The organism is Achromobacter sp. JD-1, from assembly GCF_038594925.1.
Taxonomy (GTDB): domain Bacteria; phylum Pseudomonadota; class Gammaproteobacteria; order Burkholderiales; family Burkholderiaceae_B; genus Achromobacter; species Achromobacter spanius_C.
Map to the genome: position 1 here is coordinate 103,758 of NZ_JBCGCS010000017.1, position 24,554 is coordinate 128,311.

General features: G+C 63.2%; 26 protein-coding genes and 1 tRNA gene. 11 read left to right on the forward strand and 16 right to left on the reverse strand.

Going from position 1 to position 24,554, the window contains the following annotated elements; genetic code table 11:
- Nucleotides 1–240: 240 nt before the first annotated feature.
- On the reverse strand, nt 241–561 hold the full coding sequence (locus WBR68_RS23100; protein ID WP_230695359.1) for a hypothetical protein: 321 nt from the start codon (nt 559–561) through the stop codon (nt 241–243).
- 95 nt (nt 562–656) lie between these two features.
- Nucleotides 657–1,055, reverse strand: coding sequence for a hypothetical protein (locus tag WBR68_RS23105; RefSeq protein WP_127184976.1), 399 nt, complete (start codon nt 1,053–1,055; stop codon nt 657–659).
- Between the two features lie 124 nt (nt 1,056–1,179).
- On the opposite strand from WBR68_RS23105, the gene WBR68_RS23110 reads away from it, so the two are divergent.
- Nucleotides 1,180–1,479, forward strand: coding sequence for a DUF2513 domain-containing protein (locus WBR68_RS23110; RefSeq protein WP_050445396.1), 300 nt, complete (start codon nt 1,180–1,182; stop codon nt 1,477–1,479).
- Nucleotides 1,480–1,495: 16 nt separating this feature from the next.
- On the opposite strand, the gene WBR68_RS23115 is transcribed toward WBR68_RS23110, so the two are convergent.
- Together WBR68_RS23115 and WBR68_RS23120 are read right to left on the reverse strand one after the other, a co-directional pair.
- The gene (locus tag WBR68_RS23115; RefSeq protein ID WP_050445280.1) at nt 1,496–1,768 is read right to left on the reverse strand and encodes a hypothetical protein; all 273 of its coding nucleotides are present in this window, start codon (nt 1,766–1,768) and stop codon (nt 1,496–1,498) included.
- Nucleotides 1,769–1,882: 114 nt separating this feature from the next.
- Nucleotides 1,883–2,965 carry an alanine racemase gene (locus WBR68_RS23120; protein ID WP_205736918.1) on the reverse strand — a complete coding sequence of 361 codons (1,083 nt, stop codon included), beginning with the start codon at nt 2,963–2,965 and terminating at the stop codon, nt 1,883–1,885.
- Between the two features lie 193 nt (nt 2,966–3,158).
- Here WBR68_RS23120 and WBR68_RS23125 point away from each other — a divergent pair, with 193 nt between their 5' ends.
- Nucleotides 3,159–4,070, forward strand: coding sequence for a LysR family transcriptional regulator (locus WBR68_RS23125; RefSeq protein WP_050445278.1), 912 nt, complete (start codon nt 3,159–3,161; stop codon nt 4,068–4,070).
- A gap of 23 nt (nt 4,071–4,093) precedes the next feature.
- On the opposite strand, the gene WBR68_RS23130 is transcribed toward WBR68_RS23125, so the two are convergent.
- Together WBR68_RS23130 and WBR68_RS23135 are read right to left on the reverse strand one after the other, a co-directional pair.
- Nucleotides 4,094–4,492, reverse strand: coding sequence for a RidA family protein (locus WBR68_RS23130; protein ID WP_127184978.1), 399 nt, complete (start codon nt 4,490–4,492; stop codon nt 4,094–4,096).
- Between the two features lie 64 nt (nt 4,493–4,556).
- Nucleotides 4,557–5,747, reverse strand: coding sequence for an MFS transporter (locus WBR68_RS23135; protein WP_230695360.1), 1,191 nt, complete (start codon nt 5,745–5,747; stop codon nt 4,557–4,559).
- 96 nt (nt 5,748–5,843) lie between these two features.
- On the opposite strand from WBR68_RS23135, the gene WBR68_RS23140 reads away from it, so the two are divergent.
- From WBR68_RS23140 to WBR68_RS23150, 3 genes are all read left to right on the forward strand, one after another.
- A complete protein-coding gene (locus WBR68_RS23140; RefSeq protein ID WP_050445275.1) occupies nt 5,844–6,431 on the forward strand; it encodes a TetR/AcrR family transcriptional regulator in 588 nt (195 codons plus the stop codon).
- Nucleotides 6,432–6,479: 48 nt separating this feature from the next.
- Nucleotides 6,480–7,901 carry an MFS transporter gene (locus WBR68_RS23145; protein WP_050445274.1) on the forward strand — a complete coding sequence of 474 codons (1,422 nt, stop codon included), beginning with the start codon at nt 6,480–6,482 and terminating at the stop codon, nt 7,899–7,901.
- Nucleotides 7,902–8,036: 135 nt separating this feature from the next.
- A complete protein-coding gene (locus WBR68_RS23150; protein WP_050445273.1) occupies nt 8,037–8,345 on the forward strand; it encodes a hypothetical protein in 309 nt (102 codons plus the stop codon).
- Nucleotides 8,346–8,410: 65 nt separating this feature from the next.
- On the opposite strand, the gene WBR68_RS23155 is transcribed toward WBR68_RS23150, so the two are convergent.
- Together WBR68_RS23155 and WBR68_RS23160 are read right to left on the reverse strand one after the other, a co-directional pair.
- The gene (locus WBR68_RS23155; RefSeq protein WP_230695361.1) at nt 8,411–8,641 is read right to left on the reverse strand and encodes a hypothetical protein; all 231 of its coding nucleotides are present in this window, start codon (nt 8,639–8,641) and stop codon (nt 8,411–8,413) included.
- A 154-nt stretch (nt 8,642–8,795) separates the two neighbouring features.
- Complete coding sequence (locus WBR68_RS23160) at nt 8,796–10,430, reverse strand: PqiB family protein (RefSeq protein WP_050445272.1); 1,635 nt, start codon at nt 10,428–10,430, stop codon at nt 8,796–8,798.
- A gap of 98 nt (nt 10,431–10,528) precedes the next feature.
- Here WBR68_RS23160 and WBR68_RS23165 point away from each other — a divergent pair, with 98 nt between their 5' ends.
- Nucleotides 10,529–11,023, forward strand: a complete 495-nt coding sequence (locus WBR68_RS23165; RefSeq protein ID WP_050445394.1) for a GNAT family N-acetyltransferase — start codon at nt 10,529–10,531, stop codon at nt 11,021–11,023.
- Here WBR68_RS23165 and WBR68_RS23170 read toward each other — a convergent pair.
- Both WBR68_RS23170 and kdsA read right to left on the reverse strand, forming a co-directional pair.
- Nucleotides 11,020–11,328, reverse strand: a complete 309-nt coding sequence (locus tag WBR68_RS23170) for a hypothetical protein (protein WP_050445271.1) — start codon at nt 11,326–11,328, stop codon at nt 11,020–11,022. The two genes, WBR68_RS23165 and WBR68_RS23170, sit on opposite strands and share 4 nt — an antisense overlap.
- A 69-nt stretch (nt 11,329–11,397) precedes the next feature.
- Nucleotides 11,398–12,255, reverse strand: a complete 858-nt coding sequence (gene kdsA / locus WBR68_RS23175; protein WP_050445270.1) for a 3-deoxy-8-phosphooctulonate synthase — start codon at nt 12,253–12,255, stop codon at nt 11,398–11,400.
- A gap of 221 nt (nt 12,256–12,476) precedes the next feature.
- Here kdsA and WBR68_RS23180 point away from each other — a divergent pair, with 221 nt between their 5' ends.
- The gene (locus WBR68_RS23180) at nt 12,477–13,694 is read left to right on the forward strand and encodes a hypothetical protein (RefSeq protein WP_127184982.1); all 1,218 of its coding nucleotides are present in this window, start codon (nt 12,477–12,479) and stop codon (nt 13,692–13,694) included.
- A gap of 14 nt (nt 13,695–13,708) precedes the next feature.
- Here WBR68_RS23180 and WBR68_RS23185 read toward each other — a convergent pair whose 3' ends face one another.
- The 5 genes from WBR68_RS23185 to WBR68_RS23205 are packed head-to-tail and all read right to left on the reverse strand — an operon-like array spanning nt 13,709 to nt 20,520.
- Complete coding sequence (locus tag WBR68_RS23185; protein ID WP_230695362.1) at nt 13,709–14,293, reverse strand: glycerol-3-phosphate responsive antiterminator; 585 nt, start codon at nt 14,291–14,293, stop codon at nt 13,709–13,711.
- 2 nt (nt 14,294–14,295) lie between these two features.
- Nucleotides 14,296–15,852, reverse strand: a complete 1,557-nt coding sequence (locus WBR68_RS23190; RefSeq protein ID WP_230695363.1) for an FAD-binding oxidoreductase — start codon at nt 15,850–15,852, stop codon at nt 14,296–14,298.
- The gene (locus WBR68_RS23195; RefSeq protein ID WP_230695364.1) at nt 15,849–17,528 is read right to left on the reverse strand and encodes a glycerol-3-phosphate dehydrogenase/oxidase; all 1,680 of its coding nucleotides are present in this window, start codon (nt 17,526–17,528) and stop codon (nt 15,849–15,851) included. Before WBR68_RS23195 ends, WBR68_RS23190 begins: the two co-directional genes overlap by 4 nt.
- Nucleotides 17,525–19,066, reverse strand: coding sequence for an FGGY family carbohydrate kinase (locus tag WBR68_RS23200; RefSeq protein ID WP_230695365.1), 1,542 nt, complete (start codon nt 19,064–19,066; stop codon nt 17,525–17,527). The genes WBR68_RS23195 and WBR68_RS23200 overlap by 4 nt, the downstream gene beginning before the upstream one ends.
- A complete protein-coding gene (locus tag WBR68_RS23205; RefSeq protein WP_127184986.1) occupies nt 19,063–20,520 on the reverse strand; it encodes an MFS transporter in 1,458 nt (485 codons plus the stop codon). The genes WBR68_RS23200 and WBR68_RS23205 overlap by 4 nt, the downstream gene beginning before the upstream one ends.
- A gap of 330 nt (nt 20,521–20,850) precedes the next feature.
- On the opposite strand from WBR68_RS23205, the gene WBR68_RS23210 reads away from it, so the two are divergent.
- A complete protein-coding gene (locus WBR68_RS23210) occupies nt 20,851–21,087 on the forward strand; it encodes a toluene tolerance protein (protein WP_127184987.1) in 237 nt (78 codons plus the stop codon).
- 84 nt (nt 21,088–21,171) lie between these two features.
- Here WBR68_RS23210 and WBR68_RS23215 read toward each other — a convergent pair.
- Nucleotides 21,172–21,258: transfer RNA gene (locus tag WBR68_RS23215), tRNA-Leu, on the reverse strand.
- A 47-nt stretch (nt 21,259–21,305) separates the two neighbouring features.
- Between WBR68_RS23215 and dapC the strand changes: the two genes are divergently transcribed.
- Genes dapC through dapE form a run of 3 tightly spaced genes read left to right on the forward strand, consistent with a single transcriptional unit; the run spans nt 21,306 to nt 24,487 of the window.
- On the forward strand, nt 21,306–22,502 hold the full coding sequence (gene dapC / locus WBR68_RS23220) for a succinyldiaminopimelate transaminase (protein WP_230695366.1): 1,197 nt from the start codon (nt 21,306–21,308) through the stop codon (nt 22,500–22,502).
- A gap of 24 nt (nt 22,503–22,526) precedes the next feature.
- Entirely contained in the window at nt 22,527–23,348 is an 822-nt protein-coding gene (gene dapD / locus WBR68_RS23225) for a 2,3,4,5-tetrahydropyridine-2,6-dicarboxylate N-succinyltransferase (RefSeq protein WP_230695367.1), read from the forward strand.
- Nucleotides 23,348–24,487, forward strand: a complete 1,140-nt coding sequence (gene dapE, locus WBR68_RS23230) for a succinyl-diaminopimelate desuccinylase (RefSeq protein ID WP_230695368.1) — start codon at nt 23,348–23,350, stop codon at nt 24,485–24,487. Before dapD ends, dapE begins: the two co-directional genes overlap by 1 nt.
- Nucleotides 24,488–24,554 lie beyond the last annotated feature (67 nt).

Here is a 24,554-nt window from a genome sequence, read left to right on the forward strand (position 1 = left end):
TGCCGACACTATCGTTATATTCCCCTCACAAGTCAATATAATCCTAAAAAATACGTGCCAATAATGCAACAAAGAGAAACTGGGTTGAAAATCCGCACGTTTTCATAGGCAAAACTTGTCCCTGCATAGGTGTAAACACCCATACAACATAAAAAAACAATCAGGGCTTATTTAAATGCCGCCTCAACGCGTATGTCTTTCATACGCCTTTTGGATCAGCACTTTGGTTTGCCGTCAGGCTTACTGGTCGATAGGTAAACCCAACAGATCGAGCGCCGCGCCGAAAGCATCGGAACCCGAGCAAAGGAAAACCGCCACGTCGCCTGGATTCATATTCTCCAGGACCTGGTCGATTTGTTCTTGCGCATTATCAACATTGTCGACATTTGAAGCGTGTATATCCGCTCCGGCCTCGACTTTTTCGATGGGGACGATGTCAGCGATCGCATTGAGATCGGTTACGCCCACCACCACGTAAACGCTGATGGGCTCGCCATCCAGCGTCGTGAGCAGCTCGACGCCGCCCGCTACGTCGGCAAGGTGCCGACTTAATATTTCCATGTTCAATCTTCCTTGATCAGCGGGCCTGGCCCGCTTGGACGCACGCACCGTGAAGGTGCAATCTCACGCCCAGGCGCGACTATAACAGCCTTAGCCTAATGTTTTTTGACATTCGGGCCCAAAGACTGTCGGGCGGCCCCAGAAGTGGCCGCCACGCGACGACAGCGCACCCCGGCGTCGGTCAGGACGGCGATGAGCGGCTTCTGGGCAGCCAGGAAGGCGTCCTTTTCGTCGCCAGCCAGCTTGCAGATGAACATCTGCGCCTGCAACTGGGTCCGGCGCGCGCGCCGGTTGTCGGCCTCTTGGGCCAGCCAGTCGCCTATCCAGGCCGAAGCGGCGTCGGGGTCGGCCTGCAGCTTGACGTGGCCCAGCAGGTCGAAAATTGTCACGCCGTCGATGCGTTCGTCTTCACCGCGCGTGAGGTAAAGCTTGGCAGCCTGGCCCGAATAACCAGGGACCACGGCAAGGCAATCGCGTTCAGCGGGTTTCTTCATAAAGTTCTGTACTTAGGTGTCGGTTGTCTAGAACCATGGACTGTAACCCGGCCTTGCGCCCCGTCGCATTGGCGCCAAGGAACTCTGCTATCGTCGCTCTACCATTTTTCTTACGGTGAACATCATGCAACGCGATTTTGATCTGGTCGTCACGATTCTGGGCGCCCTGCGCGACGCGCCCGGCCCCAACCTGAGCACACACGACATCAAGAACGCCGCCTTGGCTCCGCACCCGGAAGAACAGGGCTTGCAGGTCATTGCGCATCATCTGGATCTTTTGGCGGATGCCGGCCTGGTCAAACAAGTGAGCGAGACGGCAGCCAACGCGGCGGCGACCCGCTGGCGCATCACCTGGAAGGGTTACGACGCCCTGGAACAGGATGAGGACGACGAAGATGATGACGTCTTCGACGCCGAAGAGTAAGCAGGCGGCCTGGGGCTCAGCGGCGCTGAAGGATGCGCCGCGTGAGCAGGGATGCGGCTGTGCCGATCACCAGGCTGAACATGAAGGCGGCAATGGCCAGCATTGCCGACAAGTCGTTGAAGCCGCCGTGGCGCGATAGCAAGACCACGGCTACGCAGACCGCGGCGGCCAACGCAACCACGCCCAGCAGTACCTGTTTGACGGTGCGCAAGCGGCCGCAGAACGAGCCGCCCACCAGCGCGGCCGCCACCATTGCAGCCATGGACCAGAACAAATATTCATACTGCATGACGCGTCTTCCCCTAGGGCGTTGAGGCGACCGCATTATAGGCGTGCGGCCTGCCCGCGCGAAGCCTCGAAGTTCAAGGCGACACCCCTGCCTGGCACCTTGCCAAACTCAGGTTTACCAGCCGCGAAACCGTTCCCATCGGGCCACCACGCCTTGCTCGCCGGCCCGCACAACGTTGTAAGCGTCGTGCTGGGCGCACGTGGCGCAGGCGTGATTGGGGACGATACGCAGCTTCGTACCCAAGGGCAGATCAGGCAAGCGGACGCCGCTGCCCGCGCGCAGCTTGATGATGCCCTGCTCCTGGTTGGTATCCGCCAACAGCAAATCGGGATAGACCTTGCCCTGCGCATCGCACACCAGGCCGTACAACTGATCGACGGCCTGCCTGGCGGTGCCGCGATCGCGCGACATGGCCATCCACCCCGCATCGACCAGAATCCAGCCTTTCTCGGGTTGGTGTCCAATCACGGTCGTCAGCACGGTTGTGGCGATGTCGTCCACCGAACAGACACCCAGGCCAGCCATCACCAGGTCGAAAAATACATACACGCCCGCGCGCACTTCCGTCACGCCTGCCAGGCTGCGAGCGAAATGCGCGGTGGGCGTGGACCCTACGCTGACGACCGGGCATGGCAGCCCGGCGGCACGGATGGCGTCAGCGCAGCCGACCGCCGCTGCGCGCTCCTGCTCAGCCATGTCGGCGATGGCCTCCGGGCTGCGGCAACCATAGGATTCGCCCGCATGGGTCATTACGCCGCGCAGGCAATCCGCATCGGCCAACACTCGGGCAATCGCCAACAGTTGCTCGTGGTTGTCCGGTTGCACGCCAGCACGATGCCCGTCGCAATCGATTTCAATCAATGCCGGGAGGGGCACGCCCGACGTCTTGGCCTGCGCCGCCACCGCCCCGGCCGCATCAACGCTGTCGACCACCACCGTCACATCCACCCCGCGCTGGCGCAACGCCAGCACCCGCCCTAGCTTGCCCGGCGCCACACCCACCGCGTAGAGCAGATCGGTAACGCCCGCCGCAGCGAACTGCTCGGCTTCCTGCAACGTGGAAACCGCCGCCGGCCCTCTCGGGCTACTCATGACGCGGCGCGCCACGTCGATGGATTTGGGCGTTTTCAGATGCGGCCGCAACTGCACGCCGTGCGAGGCCATCAGCGCGTCCAGGCGTTGAATGTTGCGCGTCATGCGCGTTTCATCCAACAGCAGGCACGGGGTCTCCAGGCTGTCTAGTGATGTCGGAAATCGGACGGGAGTCATAAGGGGGTCTCGGAAAATGAACAGAGAATGCGGAAAATTCTGGTTTGATGCCTGGAAGTATGGCGCGTCCCTGTCCTGCCGTGTTTAATACAGGCTTAATTTCTTATTAATTCCAAACTAAATGATTACCAGTGACGACCTGCGCTTTTTCCTGAGTTTGGCGGCCACCCCGTCGCTTGCGCAGGCTGCGCGTGCGCTGGACGTGACGCCCCCCGCCGTTACGCAACGGTTGCATGCATTGGAAAAGCGCCTGGGCGTGCGGCTCGTGAACCGCTCGGGACGAGGCACCGCATTGACCGACGAGGGCCGCTTGCTGGCCTTGCGGGCGGGACAAATTTGCGGCGAGCTGGGAAATCTGGCCGATGAACTGGCAGGCCGCCGCGGCGTCGTGGCGGGCCATTTGCGCGTGATTGCCCCCTTGGGTTTCGGCCAGCATTATGTGGCGGCCCTGGTGGCCGGTTTTCGGAATAGCAGCGAGAACGTCACGGCCAGCCTGCTGTTGTCGGACGGCCCGCCACGCCTGGCCACCGACAACTGGGACGTAATGGTGCATATCGGCGAACTGCGCGACTCTACGCTGGTGGCCTACCCGCTGGCGCCAAATCGCCGCATCCTGTGCGCGTCTCCCGCGTATCTGGCGCGCCACGGCGCCCCCGCGAAACCCGAAGACCTGCGGGACCACGACTGCATCGCCTTGCGCGAAAACGACGAGGATGTGACGTTGTGGCGCTTCCGGCGCGGCCGGGGTCCCGCGGTTGGCGTTCGTATCACGCCTGTCCTGTCCAGCAACACGGGGGCCGCCGCGCTGGAATGGGCCCTGGCGGGGCAGGGCATTGTCGTGCGATCGGAATGGGATGTAGCCGACCACCTGAAAACGCGCGCATTGGTGCCGCTGTTGGCTGGTTGGAATCTGCCGGACGCCAACGTGGTGGCGTTGGTGAAGTCACGCCAGGAACAGTCGGCACGAACCGCAGGCTTTTTGGCGTATCTACGCGATGCCTTCGCAACGGTTCCGTGGCGCGACCAAACATAACAGCCACCCGACACCGCGCCATGCTAATCCAGCATGGCTTCCGCTTCGATTTCAATCAGCCATTCGGGCAGCGACAAGCCGCTGACAATGACCCACGAGGATGGTGGCGGGTCCGCCGGAAAACGGTCGCGCAGCGCTTGGGCAATGACCTCCTGATCCTCACGCGCCGTTTCGCAGATGTAAATGCGCAGCATGATGACCTGCGCCATCGTGCCACCCGCGGCCGTCAGCACGCGCGCGATGTTGTCGAGCGCGGCCTCGGTTTGCTCTTGAAGCCCCGGGCCGACGGTGCGTTCGTTGATATCCACGCCGACCTGGCCCGACAGCAATATCCTGCGCTGCCCGGTGACAATCACCGCCTGGCTGAATCCGTACTGGACGGTGTTGAAAACGGTATCGGGATTGACCACGGTTCTGGACATGCTGCGCTCCTGTGAACAGCGCGCCCCGCAGCGCGCCAAAACGGCCATTCTAACGATAGGCCTTTCACATTGCCGCGCTTGCCGCAGGGCGCGCTCGCGCGCCCGGCAAGGCTACCAGCAGCACGACCGCCCCTGCCACGACCGCCGTCCAGAAGCCCGCCTGCACGCCGTAATGGTCGACGACCCAACCGGCCATGGCCGCGCCAGCGGCCACGCCCGCCCCCAACCCGGTGACCAACCACGTCAACCCTTCGGTCAGGCGTTGGCCCGGCACACTGCTTTCCACGAGCGCCATGCCGATAATCATGGTTGGTGCAAACGACAAGCCGGCCAGCAACACGCCCAGTGACAGCGTGATCAGGTCATTCACCAACAGCAGCGGCAAGGTCGTGAACGCCGTCACGGCTGCCGCGATCGACAGCATGCGGCCAAGCGGCATTTGAAACTTCATGACGCCGAACACCAACCCCGCCACGCACGATCCCAGCGCATAGGCCGACAGCACGACACTGGCGCCTGCCGGCACGCCCTGAGCGCGAGCGAAGGCCACGCTCAACACATCAATTGTGCCAACGATGACGCCCATGGCCGACATCATGGCCACCAGCGCGAGCATGGATGGCATGCGCAGCACCGACGCCTCGCGCCCTGCCTGCCTGAGCTGTACCGCGGGTGCGGTGGCGCGCTGCAGCACAAAGGCCGTCACACCCACGGCCAACAGCAACGCGGCGGCCAACGGCCCTGCCTGTGGAAACCAGGCCACGCTAAGCCCCACGGCCAAGGGAGGCCCGAGGATAAAGCTGATTTCGTCCGCCACGGACTCCAACGCGTAAGCGGTGCGCAGTTGCGGTTGATCGCGGAAGATCTCTGTCCAGCGCGCGCGGATCATCGCCGGCATGCTGGGCAAGGTGCCGGCCAAGGCGGCAAATAGAAACAGCGTCCAGTCCGGTGCGCGCCATTGCACACACGCGGCCAGGCAGATCAGGGCCGCAACGCAGAGGGCGGCTGCCACCGGCAGCACCCGGCCTTGCCCATGGCGATCCACCAAACGAGAGATACGTGGTGCCAGCAGAGCGGTGGCCAAGGCGAAAGTCGCGGCCACGGCGCCAGCCAGCGCATAGGAGCCTTGCACCTCGGAAAGCATCGTGATGATGCCGATGCCGATCATCGGCAAGGGCAGACGAGCAATGGCGCCGGCCACAACAAAACCGGTTGCACCAGGCGCTTTGAACAACTCGCGATACGGATTCGGCACCGATAACCTTTTGAATATTGAGTGGACGGGCAGATCCTATTCACATACATTGCGTATGTCAATTAAGATACGCACCGTATGTCACTGGAGAGCCGCATGCCCCCCACCCGCCCGGAAATGATCGCGTCCACGCGCAGAAAACTGCTGGCCACCGCCAGGCAGGCATTTGCGCATGAGGGGTATGCCGCGACGTCCATGGACGATTTCACCGCCGCGGCCGGACTGACGCGAGGAGCGTTGTATCACCATTTTGGTGACAAAAAAGGTTTGCTTGCGGCCGTGGTCAAACAGATCGACCATGAAATGGACCAACGGCTGAATGCCATTTCGGACAAGGCGCCCGACGCCTGGAGCGCCTTGCGCGACCGGTGCCGCACCTATCTGCGGATGGCCGCCGAGCCCGAGATCCGCCGCATCGTGTTGCAAGACGCCAGGGCAGTTCTGGGCATGGCCCCAAACGCGGCGCAGCAACAGTGCGCCGCGTCTTTGGCAGCGTTGCTGCAGCGCCTGATCGACGAATCCGTGATCGAAGCCGGCAACCCGCAGGCGCTGGCGCAACTTATCAACGGAGGCCTGACAGAAAGCGCATTCTGGATTGCCGACTCGGCATCGGAACCCCAACGCCTTGAAGATGCCCTGCATGCCCTGGACCTGATGTTGCGCGGCTTGCTGCGGCCCTCATAATGGGCTTATTATCCAAGCAAAAACTTGTTTAATTAAATTGGAGAGCCCGTGGCCACCACCCCGACCCTTGAGTCCAGCGCGTCCTGGGGCGACTTGCTGCACGGCGCCAATGCGCTGCGATCAATCGCCCTGGCGGGCGGCGTGGCCCTGCATGCCATCAACGTCTACATCGTCACCACCATACTGCCCAGCATCATCCAGGATATCGGGGGCCTGGAGTATTACGCCTGGAACACGACCCTGTTCGTGGTGACGTCCATCGTCGGGTCGGCGCTGTCCGCCAAGCTGATCGAAACGCTGGGGCCTCGCAACGCCTATCTTTTGGCTGTTGCCGTGTTCAGCAGCGGCGCGATCATCTGTGCGCTGGCGCCCGGCATGCCGGTGCTGTTGGTCGGGCGCAGCGTGCAGGGACTGGGTGGCGGCATTCTTTTCGCTTTGAGCTATGCGTTGATACGGTTGGTATTCGACGCCCCGCTCTGGACGCGTGCCATGGCCCTGGTGTCGTGCATGTGGGGCGTGGCAACGCTGTCCGGACCCGCGATCGGCGGTATCTTTGCGCAAACGGGGCACTGGCGCATGGCATTCTGGGCGCTGCTGCCGGTGGCCGCCGCGCTGGCGCTGATCGTCGCCTTCAAGGTCGGTGGACGGGCGTCGGTGCCGCCGGCGGCGCCCACTTCCTTGCCGCTGCGCACGCTGGGGCTGCTGGTTGCTTCGGTGCTGGCAGTGACGCTGGCCAGCCTGTCGACTCAATGGGGTTGGAACGCAGCGGGCATCGCAATAGGACTGGCCATCGCCGCGGCCGTTGCGCGCGTGGACTCGCGCGCCCACAACCGCTTGCTGCCCACGGGCGCCTACTCCATCGGCGCGCCACTGGGTGCGTTGTATGCCGTGATGTGCCTGGTGGTGGCGGCCATCGCCACCGAGATATTCGTACCCTACTTTCTGCAGATCATTCATGGGATGACGCCGTTGACCGCCGGCTACATGACGGCCGCGATGGGCGCGGGTTGGACGTTCGCCGCCATGCCCAGCGCCACACGCACCGGACCCGCCGCCGACCGCCTGGTGCGACTCAGCCCCGTCGTGATCCTGGCTTCGTTGATCGGGTTGTCGGTGATGACACCTCAAGCATCGATCCTGGCATCCGTCGCCGGACTCGTCGCATACATCGTTGCACTGATGGGCGTGGGTTTCGGTATTGGCCTTGCCTGGCCGCATCTGCTGACGAAAGTCTTCACGGTCGCCCCCAAGGGCGAGGAAACACTGACATCATCGTCGATCACCACCGTCCAACTTTATGCCGCCGCGCTGACCGCGGCGCTGGCGGGAGTGGTCGTCAATAGCGCCGGCCTGGCCGACCCCGGCGGCGTCGACGGAGCTCGCCACGCGGCGCGCTGGCTATTTGCCGCCTTTGCACTGGCGCCCGCGTTGGCGTTGCTGCTGCTGCCCAGAGTGACCCGCGCCACGTAAGCGCCCATTCGGCACCTGGCCCCGGCGCGTTACCGTCAGAACTTGGACTATTCGAACCGCAAATACAGCAAAGGCGGTATAGAACGTCACACGTGTCTTTGCTACGCTCACAGGCACCTGAAGAAGGTGGCGCCCATGAGCAACAAGATTCGAGTCCTTTGCGTTCAGCCCTCGTCCGTGGCCGCACGATTCGCCTTCATGGCGATCGCTCTGCGGTGGTCTTTGGGCGTTACCCCGCGCCCTACGCGGTTGATGATCGGGCCGCATGACCTGGAGCCGATCGGGTCGGAACCCGCCTTCTGGCGTTTCGCGATGCGGCATGCTCTCTTTGGCCAATCGTTCCTGGTGACGCGCGGCGGCCACTGGGACGTGGCGGCGTCGGTGGACGGAGACGAAGTCCATGCTTTTGGGCGCAAATTTGCCCTTAGCCAGTGCCTGTATTAAATATTTCCGGATTGCATGCCGCGGCGCGATCAATGCCAGGGATTAACGCCCGGGATTCGCCCCATTCACATGCCTGAACCGGGCTTGCGTTGAAAGGCCACCATTTCCTCGGCAGTCCAACGCTGCCGCGCTTCGTCTTGACAGCACGAGCGAAAGACCAGGGCGCCTACGTCCAGGAATCGGTCCACATCCGCATCCGTCAGCTTGCCCTGCACCTGCAACAGGCAATCCGCGTAGGCGGACAGCACCCCATCCCAACCGTCCAACTGGTCCGACGCGACGGGTTGAGAAATCATGCGCGCCATCATTTCACTATGGTCCATTCGAATGCCCCCCTCGGATACCGCACCCTCGCCGGCGCGCGCCGACCGTGCGTGCCCGATATCCAGCAAGTGCCATGCCCAAATCCCATCGACAGCTAGGCTCATGCTCTGGAAAGACATCTGCCGACTAACGCCGTGGCGCCACATCCGGCGCCCTGCCCCGCAACAGCGCGTCGGGATGCGTCTGAAGATAATCGGATAGCTCCCGCAACGAGCGGGCGGCTCGGCTCAGCTCGCGCAGGGCGGTGTCGGTGCTCAATGGCAAACCTGAATCCGGCGTCAGCAGCGCGCTCAAGGCAGCGAGTGACCGGTTGGCTTGTCGCAGCATGGCCTGCGCCTCGGGAGCCAACTGCGTATCCATGCGCTTGAGCAGACGGGACGCGCCGCGCAGCGCGCCCGCCAGCTCCGCGCCAATGGCATCAAACGGCACGTTGTCGACCTTGGTCAGAATGCTGTTCAACTGCTGCTGCAACTGATCCAGGTTGTTCGGCACGGTGGGGATGAAAGGTCGGTCTTCCATCTTGAATGCTACCGGTGGCGCATCGGGAAATTCGGCCAGCGCCACATACAGTTGGCCCGTCAGCAAGTTGCCGATACGTAACTGCGCCCGCGTACCGCGCTCCACCATCGCGGTCAGCAATTTGCCGCTTGGGTGGGAGGTATCGGCGCCCGAAAACTCTTTGATGCGCCGGAAGGTTTGCCCTCCCAAGCGTTCGGGATAGACCGTGGCGGAGACCTCCGCAAAGAACAGTTTGGTGACGTCGTCGAAATCCAGGTTGATCGCGTCCACCTGCCCGATGATGACCCCGTAGGCGTCAATCGGTGCGCCGACCGTCAGGCCACGCACCGATTGGTTGAAGCGCATGCGAATCCGCAACGGCACGCCATCTGGCTGGGCGCGGGCAGCGGCTTCATTGGGATAGATGGTGTAGGTGGCGCCGTCTGCGGCGGCTTGGGGCCCGCTCTGGTTCAATGTATCGAAGGCCACGCCGCCGATGAGCACCGACACCAGCGACTGCGACCGCATTTGCAAGCCACGCGAGTCCACGCTGAAATCCACACCGCTTGCATTCCAGAAGCGCGTACTGGGGTTGACGTAGGCATCATTGGGCGCATCAATAAAGACTTGCACGTCCACGCCATCCCCGCCCTTGGACAGGCGGTAGCTCACCACCTGTCCCACCGGAATACGGCGGAAATACACGGGCGAGCCGATATCCAGGGAACCCAGATCGGCAGCATGCAGCGTAAAACGCTTGCCGGCGCGATCCTGAGCCACTTCAGGCGGTATTTCCAGACCAGTGAATTGGGTTTTCCGTTCGCCCGAAGCCCCCTCTTTTCCCGCGCTACCCACCGGGTCCAGACCAATGTAGGAGCCCGACAGCAGCGTGCCCAGGCCGGAGACGCCACTAAGGGTCAAGCGCGGCCTGACCACCCAAAATACGGTGCCCTCCCGCAGCAGGCTGGCGGCGTCATTGTCAACGCGAATGGTCACCACCACACCGTTGCGTTCAGGGTTCAGGCTGACGCGCTCCACCAGTCCGACCGTGACCTCTTTGTACCGGACCTGCGTCTTGCCGGCTTCCAGCCCTTCGGCCGTTTGGAAGTGGATGGTAGCCGTGGGACCCGCGTTCAGCCAGGCCTGCACCACCAGCAGCAATCCGCCGATCACGGCAACCACCGGCACCAGCCATATCCACGAGATGCGGCGGCGCGCTTTGCGCGACGCAACGGTTGCTGCGGCGGAACCAGACTCAGCCATCGAGGATATCTCCTTCGTGTACGCAGCAGACCCGATCGCCCGCCAGCAAGCGCCTGGAATAGCGGGTAGCATGGCCCTCCTATTTGGAGGAAGTCAACGTGAATATCGCCATCCGCCCCGCGACCCTCTCGGACGCGGCCCAGATCTATGCCTTCATCACTGAACTGGCCGTCTACGAACGCGCCGCGCATGAAGTGATCGCAAGCGCCGACGACGTCGCCCGTACCCTGTTTGCCCCCGGGGCGCCCGCCAAGGCCCTGATGTGCCTAGCGGACGGGAAACCCATTGGGTACGCCGTCTATTTCTACAGCTATTCCACCTGGCTAGGCAAGAACGGCATTTACCTGGAAGACCTGTACATCACTCCCGAGCACCGCGGCATTGGCGCCGGACGCGACCTGCTGCGCCATTTGGCGCAGGAAGCGGTGGCCAACGGCTGCGGCAGGCTGGAATGGAGCGTGCTGGACTGGAACCAGCCAGCCATTGATTTTTATGTGTCGATCGGCGCGAGGCCGCTGGATGAATGGGTGCGCTACCGCCTGACGGACGATGCACTCAAGCAATTCGCGGAAGGCCGCCGCCAGCCGGCCTAGAACTCGGGCAGATCAAACAGCGTGTGCAGTGTGGAGCTGGGCGCGGGCACCGACGCAAGCACCTCGCGCCCGGCGTCGGTCAACAGGACTCGGACGGGGCGCAGCGCCACACTGGTGCCGTCCACGCTGATGGCGGTTTCCACGTCCGCCCCGCCCTTGATCATGTCGATCACCTCGGACGCCGACGCCGTAGCGGGTTCGGTGACCCAGCCCGGCACACCACGCTCGGCCTGGCCCCAACGCACATAGGCGATGTGCCCGCTGATGGGTTCTTTTCGAACGGCGACGATCACATAAAAAGACATCCAGGCCTCCCTAAAGTGGTGTGGCCAGGATCGTATAGCAAGTTGACGGGGGCGGCATACCCGCCCCCATCACGGTTCGATATCGATGGCGGCAAAGGATTTCACCAGATCGTCCAGTTGCTTGAGCTGGGTCAGGAAGGGTTCAAGCTTGTCCAACGGCAACGCGCTGGGACCGTCGCACTTGGCATTTTTGGGGTCGGGGTGGGCCTCCAGGAACAGGCCCGCCAAGCCAACGGCCATTCCAGCACGGGCCAGTTCGGCCACCTGCGCGCGCCGGCCGCCCGATGCCGCATCCAGCGCCGAGCGCTGCTGCAAGGCGTGCGTTACGTCAAAAATCAGCGGACGGTTGTTCGTCACTTTTTTCATGACGCCGAACCCCAGCATGTCGACCACCAGATTGTCGTAGCCGAAGCTGGTGCCACGGTCGCACAGAATCAGCTTGTCGTTACCGGCTTCGGTGAACTTCTCAACAATATTCAGCATCTGGGTCGGGCTGAGAAACTGGGGCTTCTTGATGTTGACCACGCGCTGGGTCTGCGCCAGCGCCACCACCAGATCCGTCTGCCGGGCCAGGAAGGCGGGCAACTGCAGGATGTCGGCCACTTCCGCGACCGGCGCGGCCTGCCAGGGTTCGTGAACGTCAGTAATGACCGGCACGCCGAATTCCTTCTTGACCGCTTCGAAGATCTTCATGCCCTCTTCCAGGCCCGGCCCCCGGTAGGAATGGATTGACGAGCGGTTCGCCTTGTCGAAGGATGCCTTGAACACGTAGGGAATGCCCAGCTTGCGCGTCACGCGTTGGTATTCTTCGCACGCGCGGAGCGCCAGATCCAGGGATTCCAGTACGTTGATACCGCCAAACAGCACGAAGGGGCGATCATTGGCGCAGTGGATCGACGAAGAAATAGCGACTTCTGGGGCGGTCATGATGGGCGAATCCTGTAAAAATTTTGCGGGTGACAGTGCGTAATGTACAACCTGCCCAAACCGAAAAATGCATGCGCCGCCCAAGACGGCCCAGCGGCTCGGGTCGACGTCCTCTCTGCTCTTGATGGCGTTATCGCTGGACGCGACCGATATCCCTGTCCACAATGACCCGTCACGGACCGGCCATTGTGCCGGCCAGCATTCGACTCAAAGGCGGACTCATGGGTTTTTTAGACACACTGTTCCGGCGCACGCCCTCGCCGGACCAGTTCGCCAAGCTGTTCGTGGCAGCGGCGCGCAAACAAGGCTTCGACGGTGATGTCGTCTACAAGGCCGACGAATTCCGGCTGCTTCTGGGCGAAGGCTCGTACTTCAATCTGCATAATGCCTACCACGCCTACTGCAACACGCAGGGGGCGCAGCAAAAGCGCGCCTTGCAGGGTTATGTATCAGCCTTGGCCGGCAGCAAGCAGACGACGCCCCAGCGGGCCACCGAAATCAGGCCGATGCTTCGCGCCGTGATCCGCAGCCGTACCGCGCTGGAGGACGTGCGCCTGCATCACGTTCGCACTGAAGGAGACGATAGCGCCTTCCACCCTGCTTTCCAGCCATTTGGCGACGATTGCGTGGTGCTGCTGGCGCTGGACCACCCCGACGCAATCTCCACACTGACCAACGGCCCCGAAGCCGCATGGCAGTTGACGTACGACGAGGCCCTGGCCATTGCCATCGACAACCTGCGCGACGCCCCGGACAACTTCACCGAACTTGCACCCGGCGTTTTCCGTGGAGGATGGGGCGACGGTTACGACATCAGCCGTGCCTTGCTGCCCGACATGATCGAACGCGTGCCGGTACGTGGCAGACCGGTCTTCATGATGCCCACGCGCGATGTGCTGCTTGTTACCGGTGACAACGACATCAACGGCATGACCGCGATGGTTGAACTGTGCCAGCAGGCGCTTACGCAAGGCCGTTCGGTCAGCGCGCACATGTACCACTACAACGAGCGACAAGCACTGCGCTATGTACCGAAAGAATCATCGCTCGCGCAACGCCAGGCGCACCTGGCCCGCCTGCTCGACAAGTCCGACTACGACGCGCAGAAGGCCACGCTGGACCATATCCACGAAGAACAGGGCATGGACATCTACGTGGCCAACTACAACCTGTTCACCGCGGATGACGATCCAGTCACGTCGTTCTCGTTGGCATCATGGACGCGCGGGGTGGACACATCCCTGCCCAAGGTGGATCGCCTGGCGCTTGTACGCCCCGAGGCCGAAGACGAGATCGGCGAAGTCCGGGTGGTGTCATGGGAACAGTCGGCACATCTGCTGGAGCCGCTGCTGAGCAAAGAACCGGGGTACCCGATCCGGTATCGCACTCGCGGCTTTCCTGAAGATGCCCAGCTTGCCGAATTGGACGAAGTACCGTAGCAAGTGCGGCAGCCTCAGCCCTTGAGCTGCCGCGCCTCCAGGCTCCACAACACCGGGTCGCTGGTGGACACCCCCACCGCGCCGTGCTTCATGGCAATGCCGATGTCCGCCTGGTTGCAGACGAACCCCGATGCAACAATGGGTGGCAGCGCTTGCAAGTCTTGCTTGGCCATGTGCGTCAGCATGGGCGCGGGCATCAGCTGAACCAGATTCGGGTCGCTTTGTTCCAGCGCCTTGACGCTGCGCGGCCAGGTCGAGCGGTCGGTCACAAACACCTTTTGCATCGTGACCATGCCCGCCCGGTTGGCGCGCTGGATGGTGGCCACGCGGGTCGATACCAGGCTGGCCACACCGATGTCGGCCAGGTACTCCACCCCACCCTTGTCCTGCGACAGGCCCTCGCAACTGTCGATATTGACGATGGCGAATTTGCCCGCGCGGTTCAAGGTGGCGATGACGGGCGCCAGCTTGCGCAGTTCGACGTTGGCGACGATACCGATTTCGGCCACGCTGCCCACGAAGGTATTGATCTGCTCAAGCCCGTACAAAGTCGCAATGACCGGGTGACGCGCCAGGCATGCCCCAAATGACCTATCCATGGTTATCGATCTTCCTGACCGTAAAAGCGCTGATCGCTCAAGCCCAGCTTGCCGGGATTCAACAGGTTTTGCGGGTCCAGCTGGCGCTTGACGGCAAGCATCACGTTGAACGCGCCGCCCAGCGATTCCTGCATGTACGGCGCCCGCAACAGGCCCACGCCATGGTGATGGCTGAGCGCGGCATTATATTTAATCAGCACGGCGTTGGCGGCATCCCAGGCAGCGCGATACCACGTGCCGCGCTGCTCAACCGCAACGTCACCGCGCAACGAAAAATACAGGCAGGCGCCGTCCACGTAGGCATGCGACTGATGCGCGGACCCCGCCAGCGTGCCCGGCACCGCGTTCACCGCCGCCACCACCTCGTCGTAGATGGCGGCCAGATCGCTCCAGCGTCCCGACATTTCCAGCGTATCGGCCACGAAGCCCGGGCTGCGCTTGAAGCCTTCGGCGCTCTTTCCAGTCAGGTAGCGCGTTTCCAGCCAGCGTTCGAAGATGGCGTCGCCGTCGAGTTTTTCGCCCAGCTCCTCGCAGACGCCTTCGCTTATCTGCATGACCGCGTCGACCATCTGGCGCGCGCCCTCGTCGGCCACCAGCAACACGTTCAGGTCAGGCCGGTTGAACTGCACGCCGCTTTCCAATTCGTCGTACAGGCGCAGCGCCGCGGGGTTTGCGCCGCGCTGCATGATCTCGCGGCAGGCATCCAAACCGATGGAAAACGTCTTGAAACCGTAGGCGATGGCGCGGCCATAGTCGGGCAGCCGATGCAGCTTCAGCCGCAAGCGCACGATCACGCCCAGCGTGCCTTCCGACCCGATAAACAACTGCTGAAGGTCCGGCCCCACCGCCGCGCGCGAGTAGCCGCCCACCGTGACCAGGCTGCCATCCGCCAGCACCACGTCCATGCCGAACACCATGTCTTCGATCTTGCCGTAGCGCGTGGACAGTTGCCCCGCCCCGCGGCAGGCCGCCCAGCCGCCCACGGTGCTGATGCCGAAGGACGACGGCCAATGGCCCATCGTCAATCCGTATTCGTTCTGGATGGTCTGTTCAAACACATCGCCGAACATGCCGGCTTCGACGTCCACAATCTGGCTGTCACGGTCCACCCCGATCAGCTTGTTCAATTGGCACACATCCAGCACGATGCCGCCGCGCACGGGCAAGGCCGCGCCGGTGACGTTGCTGCGGCCGGCGGACACGGTGACCGGAATCCCTTCCGCATGCGCAAGACGCATGACGGCCTGCACCTGCTCTACCGACGACACCGCCACGATCACCGCGTGCGGGGTCGCGGGCTTGCCGCCCGTCTCCGACACCATCGACCCCGCCCACCAGTCGCGGGTCCAGGCCACCACGTCGCCCGTGGCGGTCAACACGTTGTCGGCCACGTGGCGCAAGGCGTCAAGCTGGGCGTCGGTGACGCGCACGGGGTCGCGCTGCAAGCCGGGTTCGGTGCCGGTGTCCGTCAGCGTTGCCGCATAGGCTGGCGGCGTGTGTGCGCCCACCACGTAGTTGCCCCGGTTGTAGCCGCGCTTGATGGCTTCTTTACTGATCATTGTTCCTCTCCCATGAGTATGGATTTTTCGAGCTTGATAGCAGCCAGGTAATCGTTGACCTGCTGCGCGATGGTGGCAGGCGGCAAACCGAGTTCCGCCTGCAAGATCTGTCCCACCCGGGCGGCTGCTTGCGCCGAGGCATCGCGCGCCATCAGGCGGGTACGCATGCGCCGGGCCAGCACGTCTTCGACGGTGCCCGCCATTTCATGGCGCACCGCGTAAAGCACTTCGGCTTCGGTGTACGGCAGGCCGTGGACGATGGGCGCCAGCAATGCCGGCGACGCCTGCATCAGGTCGCTGACAAAGCGCGCCTCGGTGCCGTAGCGTTCGCCCAGATGCGCCGACATGCCGCCGGACGCCACGATGGCTTGCGGGTCGTAGCCGGCCGCCCCCAGCAGATACGCCTTCTTGGTCTGGCAGGCGTTGCGCTGCCCCAGCACCTGCTGCGCGGCATCGATGGTCTGTTCCGCCATGTGCCGCGACGTGGTGAGCTTGCCGCCCACAATCGTGACCAGGCCGTCGGCCGACACGCGGATCTCGTGGTTGCGCTTGATCTCCAGCGTCTTGCCGCCTGGCGGCGCCACCAGCGGACGACAGCCCGCGATGCTGCCCACCACGTCTTCGGCTTGCAGGTCGGTCTTTAACGCCGAGCGCGCGCCTTCCAGCAGGAAGTCCAGCTCGCGCCGCGTGCAGTGCACGTCGTCCAGATTGCCGTCGTAGTCTTCATCGGTCGTGCCCAGGTAAGACACGTCGCCCCAGCGCGTGATGGTGGCGCGGCGGCTGCGGCCGGGCACGGGAATGGTGACGGTGCAGTCGTTGCGGATTTTCATCCACGGCACGGCCACGTGCACGCCCTTGGCAGGGCGCACATGCAAGGCGGGCTCGTCGCCTTTTTTCGCGCCGGTCCAGTCGCGCAGCCACACCCCCGTGGCCATGATCACCACGCGGGCTCGCGCGCGGATTTCGCGCCCGTCCGCGTGCACGATCGCGCCGTCGACCTTGCCTTGCGCATCGCGCGTTACCGCCACCGCCTTGGCGTGGTTGGCCACCGCCGCGCCGTGAAAGGCGGCAGTGCGCGCAACCGTCAGCGTCAGGCGCGCGTCGTCCACCCGTGCGTCGTAGTAAAGAAAGCCACCCAGCAGGCCGTCTTCTTTAAAGGTCGGACAATGCGACAGGACTTCCGGCGCCGTCAGCTTCTGATGCAGGATGCCTTCGCGCCAGCCGCCGGCCATGTCGTAGGTCCACAGCAGGCTTTCAAACGCCTTGGACAAGCGCTTGTCGAACACCCCGTCGCGTTCCAGGATGGGAAACAGGAACGGCAAGCGCTGCACCAGGTGCCGCGCATTGCGCCGCAAGCGCTGGCGCTCGTGCAGGGAATGGCGCACCAGTCCCAGGTTGCCCTGCTCGATGTAGCGCAAGCCGCCATGCACCATCTTCGATGACTTGGACGACGTGCCCGAGGCAAAGTCGTCTTTCTCGATGACAGCGACACGGTATCCGCGCAAGGCGGCATCCAAGGCGGCATAGGCGCCCGTGATGCCGCCCCCCACGATCAACATGTCGAATTGTTCACTGCCCAACCGGTCCAGATGTTCCTGCCGGTTCAGGCGTAATGGCTCGGTGCTGGTCATGTCGGCCCGGTCCTTTCTGGGCTGTCTGGATAGCCACCCGATCATTTCTGCAATGCCTCCTGGTTGTCTTGCTTGAACTTTTTTACGTGCCCCAATTCCGACCCCACGCGGGCGTGCCACAGGGCGCGGCGGCGCGCGCGTTCGTCGGCATCGACAGCGGGTTCGAACACCGCGTCGGTCACGATGGTTTTTCGGGCGTCGTGCAGCGAGGGCCACAGCAAGCCGGACGCCCCCGCCAGATAGGCGATACCGCGCAGGCTGGCGCGGTCCGCTTCTTGCATGCGGCGTATGGGGATGCCGATCAGATCGGCCTGGATCTGCAACAAGGGATCGCTGCGCGACAGGCCGCCACCCACGACCAGTTCGGACACCCGAACGCCCGACGCTTCCTCGTCCGCCTCGATGCAGCTGGCGACCGAGTGCGCGATGCCTTCCAGAATGGCGTAGGCCACTTCGGCCTGCGTGGTGGCCATCGACACGCCGGTCAGCGAGGCGCGCGCGGCCGCTTCCATGCGCGGCACGCGCAGGCCGGTCAGCGCCGGCACGAACGTCACGCCGTTTGACGAGTCCACCGTTTGCGCCAGCGCGCTGATCTCGTGCGCATCCTTGAACCACTTCAGCTTTTCGCACACCCAGTTCAGCGCCGACCCGGTCGTCGCCACAAAGGTCTCCACCGCGAAGTGCGACACCCCGCCCTGGCGGCGCGCCGTCATCGTCAGCGAGCCGTCGGACATGCCCGCATTCGCGGGCGGCTCCGTGCCGATGATCAGGTCCACAAAGCTGCCGGTGCCATGCACACACATCGCCTGCCCACGGTCCAGGCAGCCCAGGCCGATGGCGCCCGCGTGCTGGTCGCCGGCCGATGCCAGAATCGGTACGTCGATGCCAAGGACCTCGGGGCGGGTGCGCCCGAAGTCATCGGCGTCCTGACGCAGCGTGGGCAACAGCTCGTGTGGGAAGCCCAGTTCCTGCGCCCATTCCAGGTAATAGCGATGATCGGCCAGCACGTAGGCGCCGGCGGACGTGGCGTTGGTGGGCGTGGTCACGCATTCGCGCCGTTGCGAAAAGTGCCACAGCAACCAGGTGTCCACGGTGCCAAACGCCAGCCGCTTGTCGCGCCACGCATCCGCCACCTGCGGTGTATCTCGCAAATGGCGCGCGGCCCACAGATACAGCGAGCGCACGCCCACCGGCCGGCCGACGCGCTCGCGCAGTCGGGCATCCCATTCCGGCGCCAGCAGGTCCAAGTCATCCACAAAGCGCGTGTCTTGCCAGACCATGGCAGGCACCAGTGCGCGGCCCGTGTGCGTATCCCACAGCACCGCCGTGGCGCGCTGCGTGGCCAGCGCCAGCGCAACGATCTCCTGGCCGGCGCGCTGGGCATCCGCGATGGTGGCGCGGCAGACGTCGATGGTCCGGTCCAGGATGTCGTTGGCGTCCTGCTCCACCACGCCCGGCCTGGGCGAGTCCACCTGCAAGGCCGCGTACTGTAGGCAAGACACCTGCCCATCGGCGGACACCGTGGCGGCGCGCGTGCCGGACGTGCCTTCGTCTATGGCCAAAATCACATTCTTGTTTGTCATCGCGAGGCTTTCCCAATGGCGGGGTCCAGGGCGGGCAGCAGGGCGTCATCCTTGAACTGCGGCGCGCCGGCTTCGTTGTCGGGGTTGATGGCGGTGCGGGTGGGATCCCACTTGATCACGAAGCAGATGATGCTGGCCACAAGCGGCACGATCGACAGGATCAGGAAGGTCTTCTCCAACCCATAGTTCTCGCGAAAGAGCGGAAACACCAGCAGCCCGATCGCGGCGCCCGTCGAACCCAGCGCGCCAATGATGCCGTTGGCGCCCGCCCGCAATTCGCTGCGAAACGACAGCGACGACAGGCTCTTGCCATTGGCGCCCGGCCCCCCGGAGTGGAACAGGATGAACAGCGAGGGCACGATGACGGCCACCCACAGCGGCATCTTGCCGTGGAAGGTGCCCAGGATCAGCAGCATCAGAAACACCGCGGCGAAACCGAACGCCGACGCGCGCCGCAACCCCAGCTTGCGGCCGATGTACGGCGACAAGAAGCCGCCAAAGATGCCGAACACGTTGAACACCAGAGCGCCGATGGTGGCGAAGATGAAGTCCTTGCCGAACAGGGCGGCGCTGATCAAAGGCAAGTACCAGCCCACGGCGAAATACTGGATCGACTGGCCGATCTGAACGGTGGCCGCCAGAATCGTGCGCGGCAGGTAGACGCCGCGAAAGATCAGCAACACGTTGGCCATGCCGCGCTTGGCCTGATTGGTTACCGGCACCCGCTCATGCACGGGCGCGGCGGCGAAGGGTTGGCCATAAATGCGGGTCATGGCGCGCGCCGCCTGCTCGACTCGCTCTTTGCGGGCTAGCCAGATCGGGCTTTCGATCATGTAGCTCAGTTGCAGCACCAGGATGACGACGGCGAAGATGGCGGTAGCCGCCACCGAATAACGCCAGATCGAATCGCCCACGTCCCAAGAGAAGAACAGCATGGCCAGCAACAGATTCGTGCACACGGCCGTGTACCACATGCCCTGCCAGGTGTTCAGTCGGCTTTTGAATTTCAGCGGCGTGAACTCGGCCAACACGGCCATCGCAATGGCGAAGTCGATGCCGTAAGCCGCGCCGACAAAGAAGCGGCCCACCAGGATGACGTCAAAACTGGGCGCAAACATCACCAGCAGCGCGCCGATCACGGCCAGGAACTTGGCGATGATCAAGGGCCGGATGCGGCCCCAGCGGTCAGCCATCCACCCGCCGATGGGGTTGAAGGCGATGGCGACCCACGCCGCGAACGACGTCATCAGCGCCACCTGCCCGGCGGTCAAACCCAGGTCGCGCGTCATGGGGCCCAATGCCGCGCTCAGGGCGGAATTGGCGAATGCATCCAGAAATAGTCCGCCCAGCGCCAGCCACCAGATAAGGCCGGCCCGGCCAGTAATACCGGGGCGTGAATCGATATAAGCGATGACATCGTCGATGCCACGTATTTTTACGGTCGATGATTGCACAGTCGTCTCCTCTTGGAATTATTTCTGTAAGAGGTCGACGCAAACTGCGCGCAATAAAAGACCACCCTACAGATGGTCTTTTATCTAAATCTGTGCGGTGACTTTATGGGCTGCGCAAAGGGGTGTCAAGAAGAAGGCGTATCGGGATAAACCCTGTTTCCCGGCGTTTTTTTGGGCTTGAAAAAAGTATCCAAAGGGTCGGAAAAGGATAAGGAATGCGATTAATTTATATGTTTTTTTCTTTATTTTTCAATGACTTGCATTAATTTTGCAAGCAGGCAAACTACGCGCATTCTGAAACTCCACCCACCAAGCCGAAAGAGGATTCCCATGCGCTTAATCACCGATCAAGAACTCAGCAATATGTCGACCGAGAACAAGCGTCGCCGTCATTTGGAACTGGATAAGAAGCTTGAAGTTGCGGCCAGCCGTGGCTGGGCCTGCGCCCACCGCATTGAAGCCACCCGCGCCAAGGTGCACGCGGCGATCCAGTTGGACGTGGAACTGGGCCGCGATGTTGAGCAGCGCACGGAAAAGCGGCGCGACCGCGTGAAGCTCAAGAACTGACCGGCTGAATCCGAGGGACCAGCCCAGCTGGCCCAAAAGCAAAAAACCCCCTGGCTGAACAGCCAGGGGGTTTTGTCATATTAGTGGTGCGAAGGAGGGGACTCGAACCCCTACACCTGTTACGGCGTCAGGACCTAAACCTGGTGCGTCTACCAATTTCGCCACCTTCGCTAAAGGTCAAGCCCGCTATTGTAGCTTGCTTGTTAAAATCTTGCGTCATGAATCCGCGCCTCGATGCTTTACACCCCTACCCGTTCGAAAAATTGCGCGCGTTGCTGGCCTCTGCCAGCTCGCAGCCGGACGGCCTGACGCCTATCAATTTGTCGATTGGCGAGCCCAAGCACGCCGCGCCCGAGCGCGTGGCGGAGGCGATCCGCAACCATATGGAAGGCTTGTCGGTCTACCCCTCGACCAAGGGCGACCCGGCGCTGCGTCAGGCGATATCGGACTGGTTGGCGCGCCGCTACAGCATTCCCGCACCCGACGCCGACACCCAGGTGCTGCCGGCGCTGGGCTCGCGCGAAGCGCTGTTCGCCTTCACCCAGACTGTGATCGACCCGTCGGCCGGTTCGGTGGTGATCTGCCCCAACCCGTTCTACCAGATCTACGAAGGCGCCACCCTGCTGGCGGGCGCCACGCCTTACTTCGTCAACGCCGACGCGCTGCGCAACTTCGCCAGCGACTGGAACCAGGTGCCCGACGCCGTCTGGAAGAAGACGCGGCTGGTGTTCGTGTGCTCGCCGGGCAACCCGGCCGGCAACGTCATGTCGCTGGACGAATGGGAAACGCTGTTCAAGCTGTCTGACCGCCACGGTTTTGTCATTGCGTCGGACGAGTGCTATTCCGAGATCTACCTGGATGAAGGCGACGCCCCGCTGGGCGGCCTGCAGGCGGCGCGCCGCCTGAGCCGGGACGACTACCGCAACCTGGTGTGCTTTTCCAGCCTGTCCAAGCGCTCCAACGTGCCGGGCCTGCGTTCCGGCTTCGTGGCGGGTGACGCCGCGCTGATCGGCCGCTTTCTGCTGTATCGCACGTATCATGGCAGTGCCATGAGCCCGCTGGTATCGGCCGCCAGTATCGCCGCCTGGACTGACGAGGCGCACGTGAAAGACAACCGGCGCCTGTACCGTGAAAAGTTCGACGCGGTGGTGCCCATTCTGGAAAACGTGCTGGATGTGTCACGGCCGCAGGCTTCTTTTTACCTGTGGGCGGCCACGCCGGGCTCGGATACGGCGTTCGCGCGCGACCTTTACGGCCGCACGGGTGTTACCGTTCTGCCGGGCAGTTTTCTGGCGCGGGAGGCACATGGCGTGAATCCCGGCCAGGGCCGCATTCGTATTGCGCTGGTGGCGCCCTTGGCTGACTGCGTGCAGGCAGCCGAGCGCATCGCCCATTTTGTACACACTTCTGTTTGATCAACCTTTAAAAGCTGAGCCGCTATGACTCTCGACCTGCAGACCACCATCGAAAAAGCCTGGGACGACCGGGCCAACCTGACGCCCGCCGACGCCAGCGCCGAGGTGCGCGAGGCGGTGGAACACACCATCGACGGGCTGGATCTGGGCCGCCTGCGCGTGGCTGAAAAAATCAACGACGACTGGGTTGTGCACCAGTGGATCAAGAAGGCCGTGCTGCTGTCGTTCCGCCTGAGCGACAACGCCATCATGGGCGAAGCCCCGCTGCAGTTCTACGACAAGGTGCCGCTCAAGTTCTCGGAATACGGCGACAACGCCTTCAAGCAAGGCGGCTACCGCGTGGTGCCGCCCGCCGTCGCCCGCCGCGGCGCCTTCATCGGCCGCAACGTCGTGCTGATGCCGTCCTACGTGAACATTGGCGCCTACGTCGACGAAGGCACCATGGTCGACACCTGGGCCACCGTCGGTTCGTGCGCCCAGATCGGCAAGAACGTCCACCTGTCGGGCGGCGTGGGCATTGGCGGCGTGCTGGAGCCGCTGCAAGCCAACCCCACCATCATTGAAGACAACTGCTTCATCGGCGCCCGCTCGGAAGTCGTTGAAGGCGTGGTCGTGGAAGAAAACTCGGTGCTGGCCATGGGCGTGTTCCTCTCGCAAAGCACCAAGATTTATGACCGCGCCACGGGCAAGATCACGTACGGCCGCGTGCCCTCGGGTTCGGTCGTGGTGCCGGGCTCGCTGCCGTCGGCTGATGGCTCGCACAGCCTGGCTTGCGCCGTCATCGTCAAGCGTGTCGATGCGCAAACGCGCGCCAAGACCAGCATCAATGATCTGCTGAGGGCGTAATGAGCACGTCTGCCGTACTGGATCTGGTCAAGGACCTGATCGCCCGTCCGTCGGTCACCCCGGCGGACGAAGATTGCCAGGCGGCGCTTGCCGCCCGGCTGGAGCGCATCGGCTTCACGTGCGAGACCATCGCACAAGGCGGCGTCACCAATCTGTGGGCCCGGCGCGGCAGCGCCGCGCCACTGACCGTGTTCGCCGGCCACACGGATGTGGTGCCTCCGGGTCCGCGCGAAAAGTGGGATAGCGACCCGTTCGTGCCCACCGAACGCGACGGCTGGCTGTACGGCCGTGGGGCGGCCGACATGAAAAGCTCGATTGCCGCCTTCGTGGTGGCAGCCGAGGAATTCGTGGCGGCCCACCCCCAGCACGGCGGTTCGATCGCGCTGTTGATCACGTCGGACGAAGAAGGCCCGTCCATCGACGGTACGGCCATCGTTTGCGACGCCTTGAAGGCACGCGGCGAAAAGCTGGATTACTGCATTGTGGGCGAGCCGACTTCCGGCGATGTGCTGGGCGACACCTGCAAGAACGGCCGCCGTGGATCCTTGTCGGGCAAGTTGACGGTAAAGGGCATCCAGGGCCACGTGGCGTACCCACACCTGGCACGCAACCCGGTGCACCAGTTGGCGCCGGCGCTGGCCGAGATCGTCGGCATCGAATGGGACCAGGGCAACGAATACTTCCCGCCCACGACGTTCCAGGTGTCGAACCTGAATTCGGGCACGGGAGCTACCAACGTGGTGCCGGGCGAAGCCGTGGCGCTGTTCAACTTCCGCTTCTCGACGGCCAGCACGCCGGAAAGCCTGAAGTCGCGCGTGCATGCGGTGCTGGACAAGCACGGCCTGGAATATGAATTGGACTGGGATCTGGGCGGCGAGCCGTTCTTGACCCCGCGCGGTTCGTTGACGGATGCGCTGGTGCAGGCCATTCATGCTGAAACCGGCGTCACCGCCGAGTTGTCCACCACCGGTGGCACGTCCGACGGCCGCTTCATCGCCAAGATCTGCCCGCAGGTGATTGAGTTCGGCCCTGGCAACGCCACGATCCACAAGGTGAATGAACGCATCGAAGTGGCCTCGCTGGAGCCGCTGAAGAATATCTATCGCCGCACGCTGGAAAACCTGCTCTTAGCAAAGTAAAACGCCGCTACGCGGACGCTCTGCCCCCCTTCAGAGGGGGGTGTTTTTTCCCCGCTTCGGCAAACTG

Bases quoted from the DNA above. Each gene is read 5' to 3' on its own strand.
- WBR68_RS23115 (WP_050445280.1), bottom strand. From the start codon at position 1,768: ATGCAGTATGAATATTTGTTCTGGTCCATGGCTGCAATGGTGGCGGCC.
- WBR68_RS23110 (WP_050445396.1), top strand. From the start codon at position 1,180: ATGCAACGCGATTTTGATCTGGTCGTCACGATTCTGGGCGCCCTGCGC.
- WBR68_RS23100 (WP_230695359.1), bottom strand. From the start codon at position 561: ATGGAAATATTAAGTCGGCACCTTGCCGACGTAGCGGGCGGCGTCGAG.
- WBR68_RS23140 (WP_050445275.1), top strand. From the start codon at position 5,844: ATGCCCCCCACCCGCCCGGAAATGATCGCGTCCACGCGCAGAAAACTG.
- WBR68_RS23170 (WP_050445271.1), bottom strand. From the start codon at position 11,328: ATGTCTTTTTATGTGATCGTCGCCGTTCGAAAAGAACCCATCAGCGGG.
- WBR68_RS23120 (WP_205736918.1), bottom strand. From the start codon at position 2,965: ATGACGCGCAACATTCAACGCCTGGACGCGCTGATGGCCTCGCACGGC.
- WBR68_RS23150 (WP_050445273.1), top strand. From the start codon at position 8,037: ATGAGCAACAAGATTCGAGTCCTTTGCGTTCAGCCCTCGTCCGTGGCC.
- kdsA (WP_050445270.1), bottom strand. From the start codon at position 12,255: ATGACCGCCCCAGAAGTCGCTATTTCTTCGTCGATCCACTGCGCCAAT.
- dapC (WP_230695366.1), top strand. From the start codon at position 21,306: ATGAATCCGCGCCTCGATGCTTTACACCCCTACCCGTTCGAAAAATTG.
- WBR68_RS23160 (WP_050445272.1), bottom strand. From the start codon at position 10,430: ATGGCTGAGTCTGGTTCCGCCGCAGCAACCGTTGCGTCGCGCAAAGCG.
- WBR68_RS23180 (WP_127184982.1), top strand. From the start codon at position 12,477: ATGGGTTTTTTAGACACACTGTTCCGGCGCACGCCCTCGCCGGACCAG.
- WBR68_RS23155 (WP_230695361.1), bottom strand. From the start codon at position 8,641: ATGATTTCTCAACCCGTCGCGTCGGACCAGTTGGACGGTTGGGATGGG.
- WBR68_RS23130 (WP_127184978.1), bottom strand. From the start codon at position 4,492: ATGTCCAGAACCGTGGTCAATCCCGATACCGTTTTCAACACCGTCCAG.
- WBR68_RS23210 (WP_127184987.1), top strand. From the start codon at position 20,851: ATGCGCTTAATCACCGATCAAGAACTCAGCAATATGTCGACCGAGAAC.
- WBR68_RS23190 (WP_230695363.1), bottom strand. From the start codon at position 15,852: ATGATCAGTAAAGAAGCCATCAAGCGCGGCTACAACCGGGGCAACTAC.
- WBR68_RS23195 (WP_230695364.1), bottom strand. From the start codon at position 17,528: ATGATCGGGTGGCTATCCAGACAGCCCAGAAAGGACCGGGCCGACATG.
- WBR68_RS23125 (WP_050445278.1), top strand. From the start codon at position 3,159: ATGATTACCAGTGACGACCTGCGCTTTTTCCTGAGTTTGGCGGCCACC.
- dapE (WP_230695368.1), top strand. From the start codon at position 23,348: ATGAGCACGTCTGCCGTACTGGATCTGGTCAAGGACCTGATCGCCCGT.
- WBR68_RS23105 (WP_127184976.1), bottom strand. From the start codon at position 1,055: ATGAAGAAACCCGCTGAACGCGATTGCCTTGCCGTGGTCCCTGGTTAT.
- dapD (WP_230695367.1), top strand. From the start codon at position 22,527: ATGACTCTCGACCTGCAGACCACCATCGAAAAAGCCTGGGACGACCGG.
- WBR68_RS23200 (WP_230695365.1), bottom strand. From the start codon at position 19,066: ATGACAAACAAGAATGTGATTTTGGCCATAGACGAAGGCACGTCCGGC.
- WBR68_RS23185 (WP_230695362.1), bottom strand. From the start codon at position 14,293: ATGGATAGGTCATTTGGGGCATGCCTGGCGCGTCACCCGGTCATTGCG.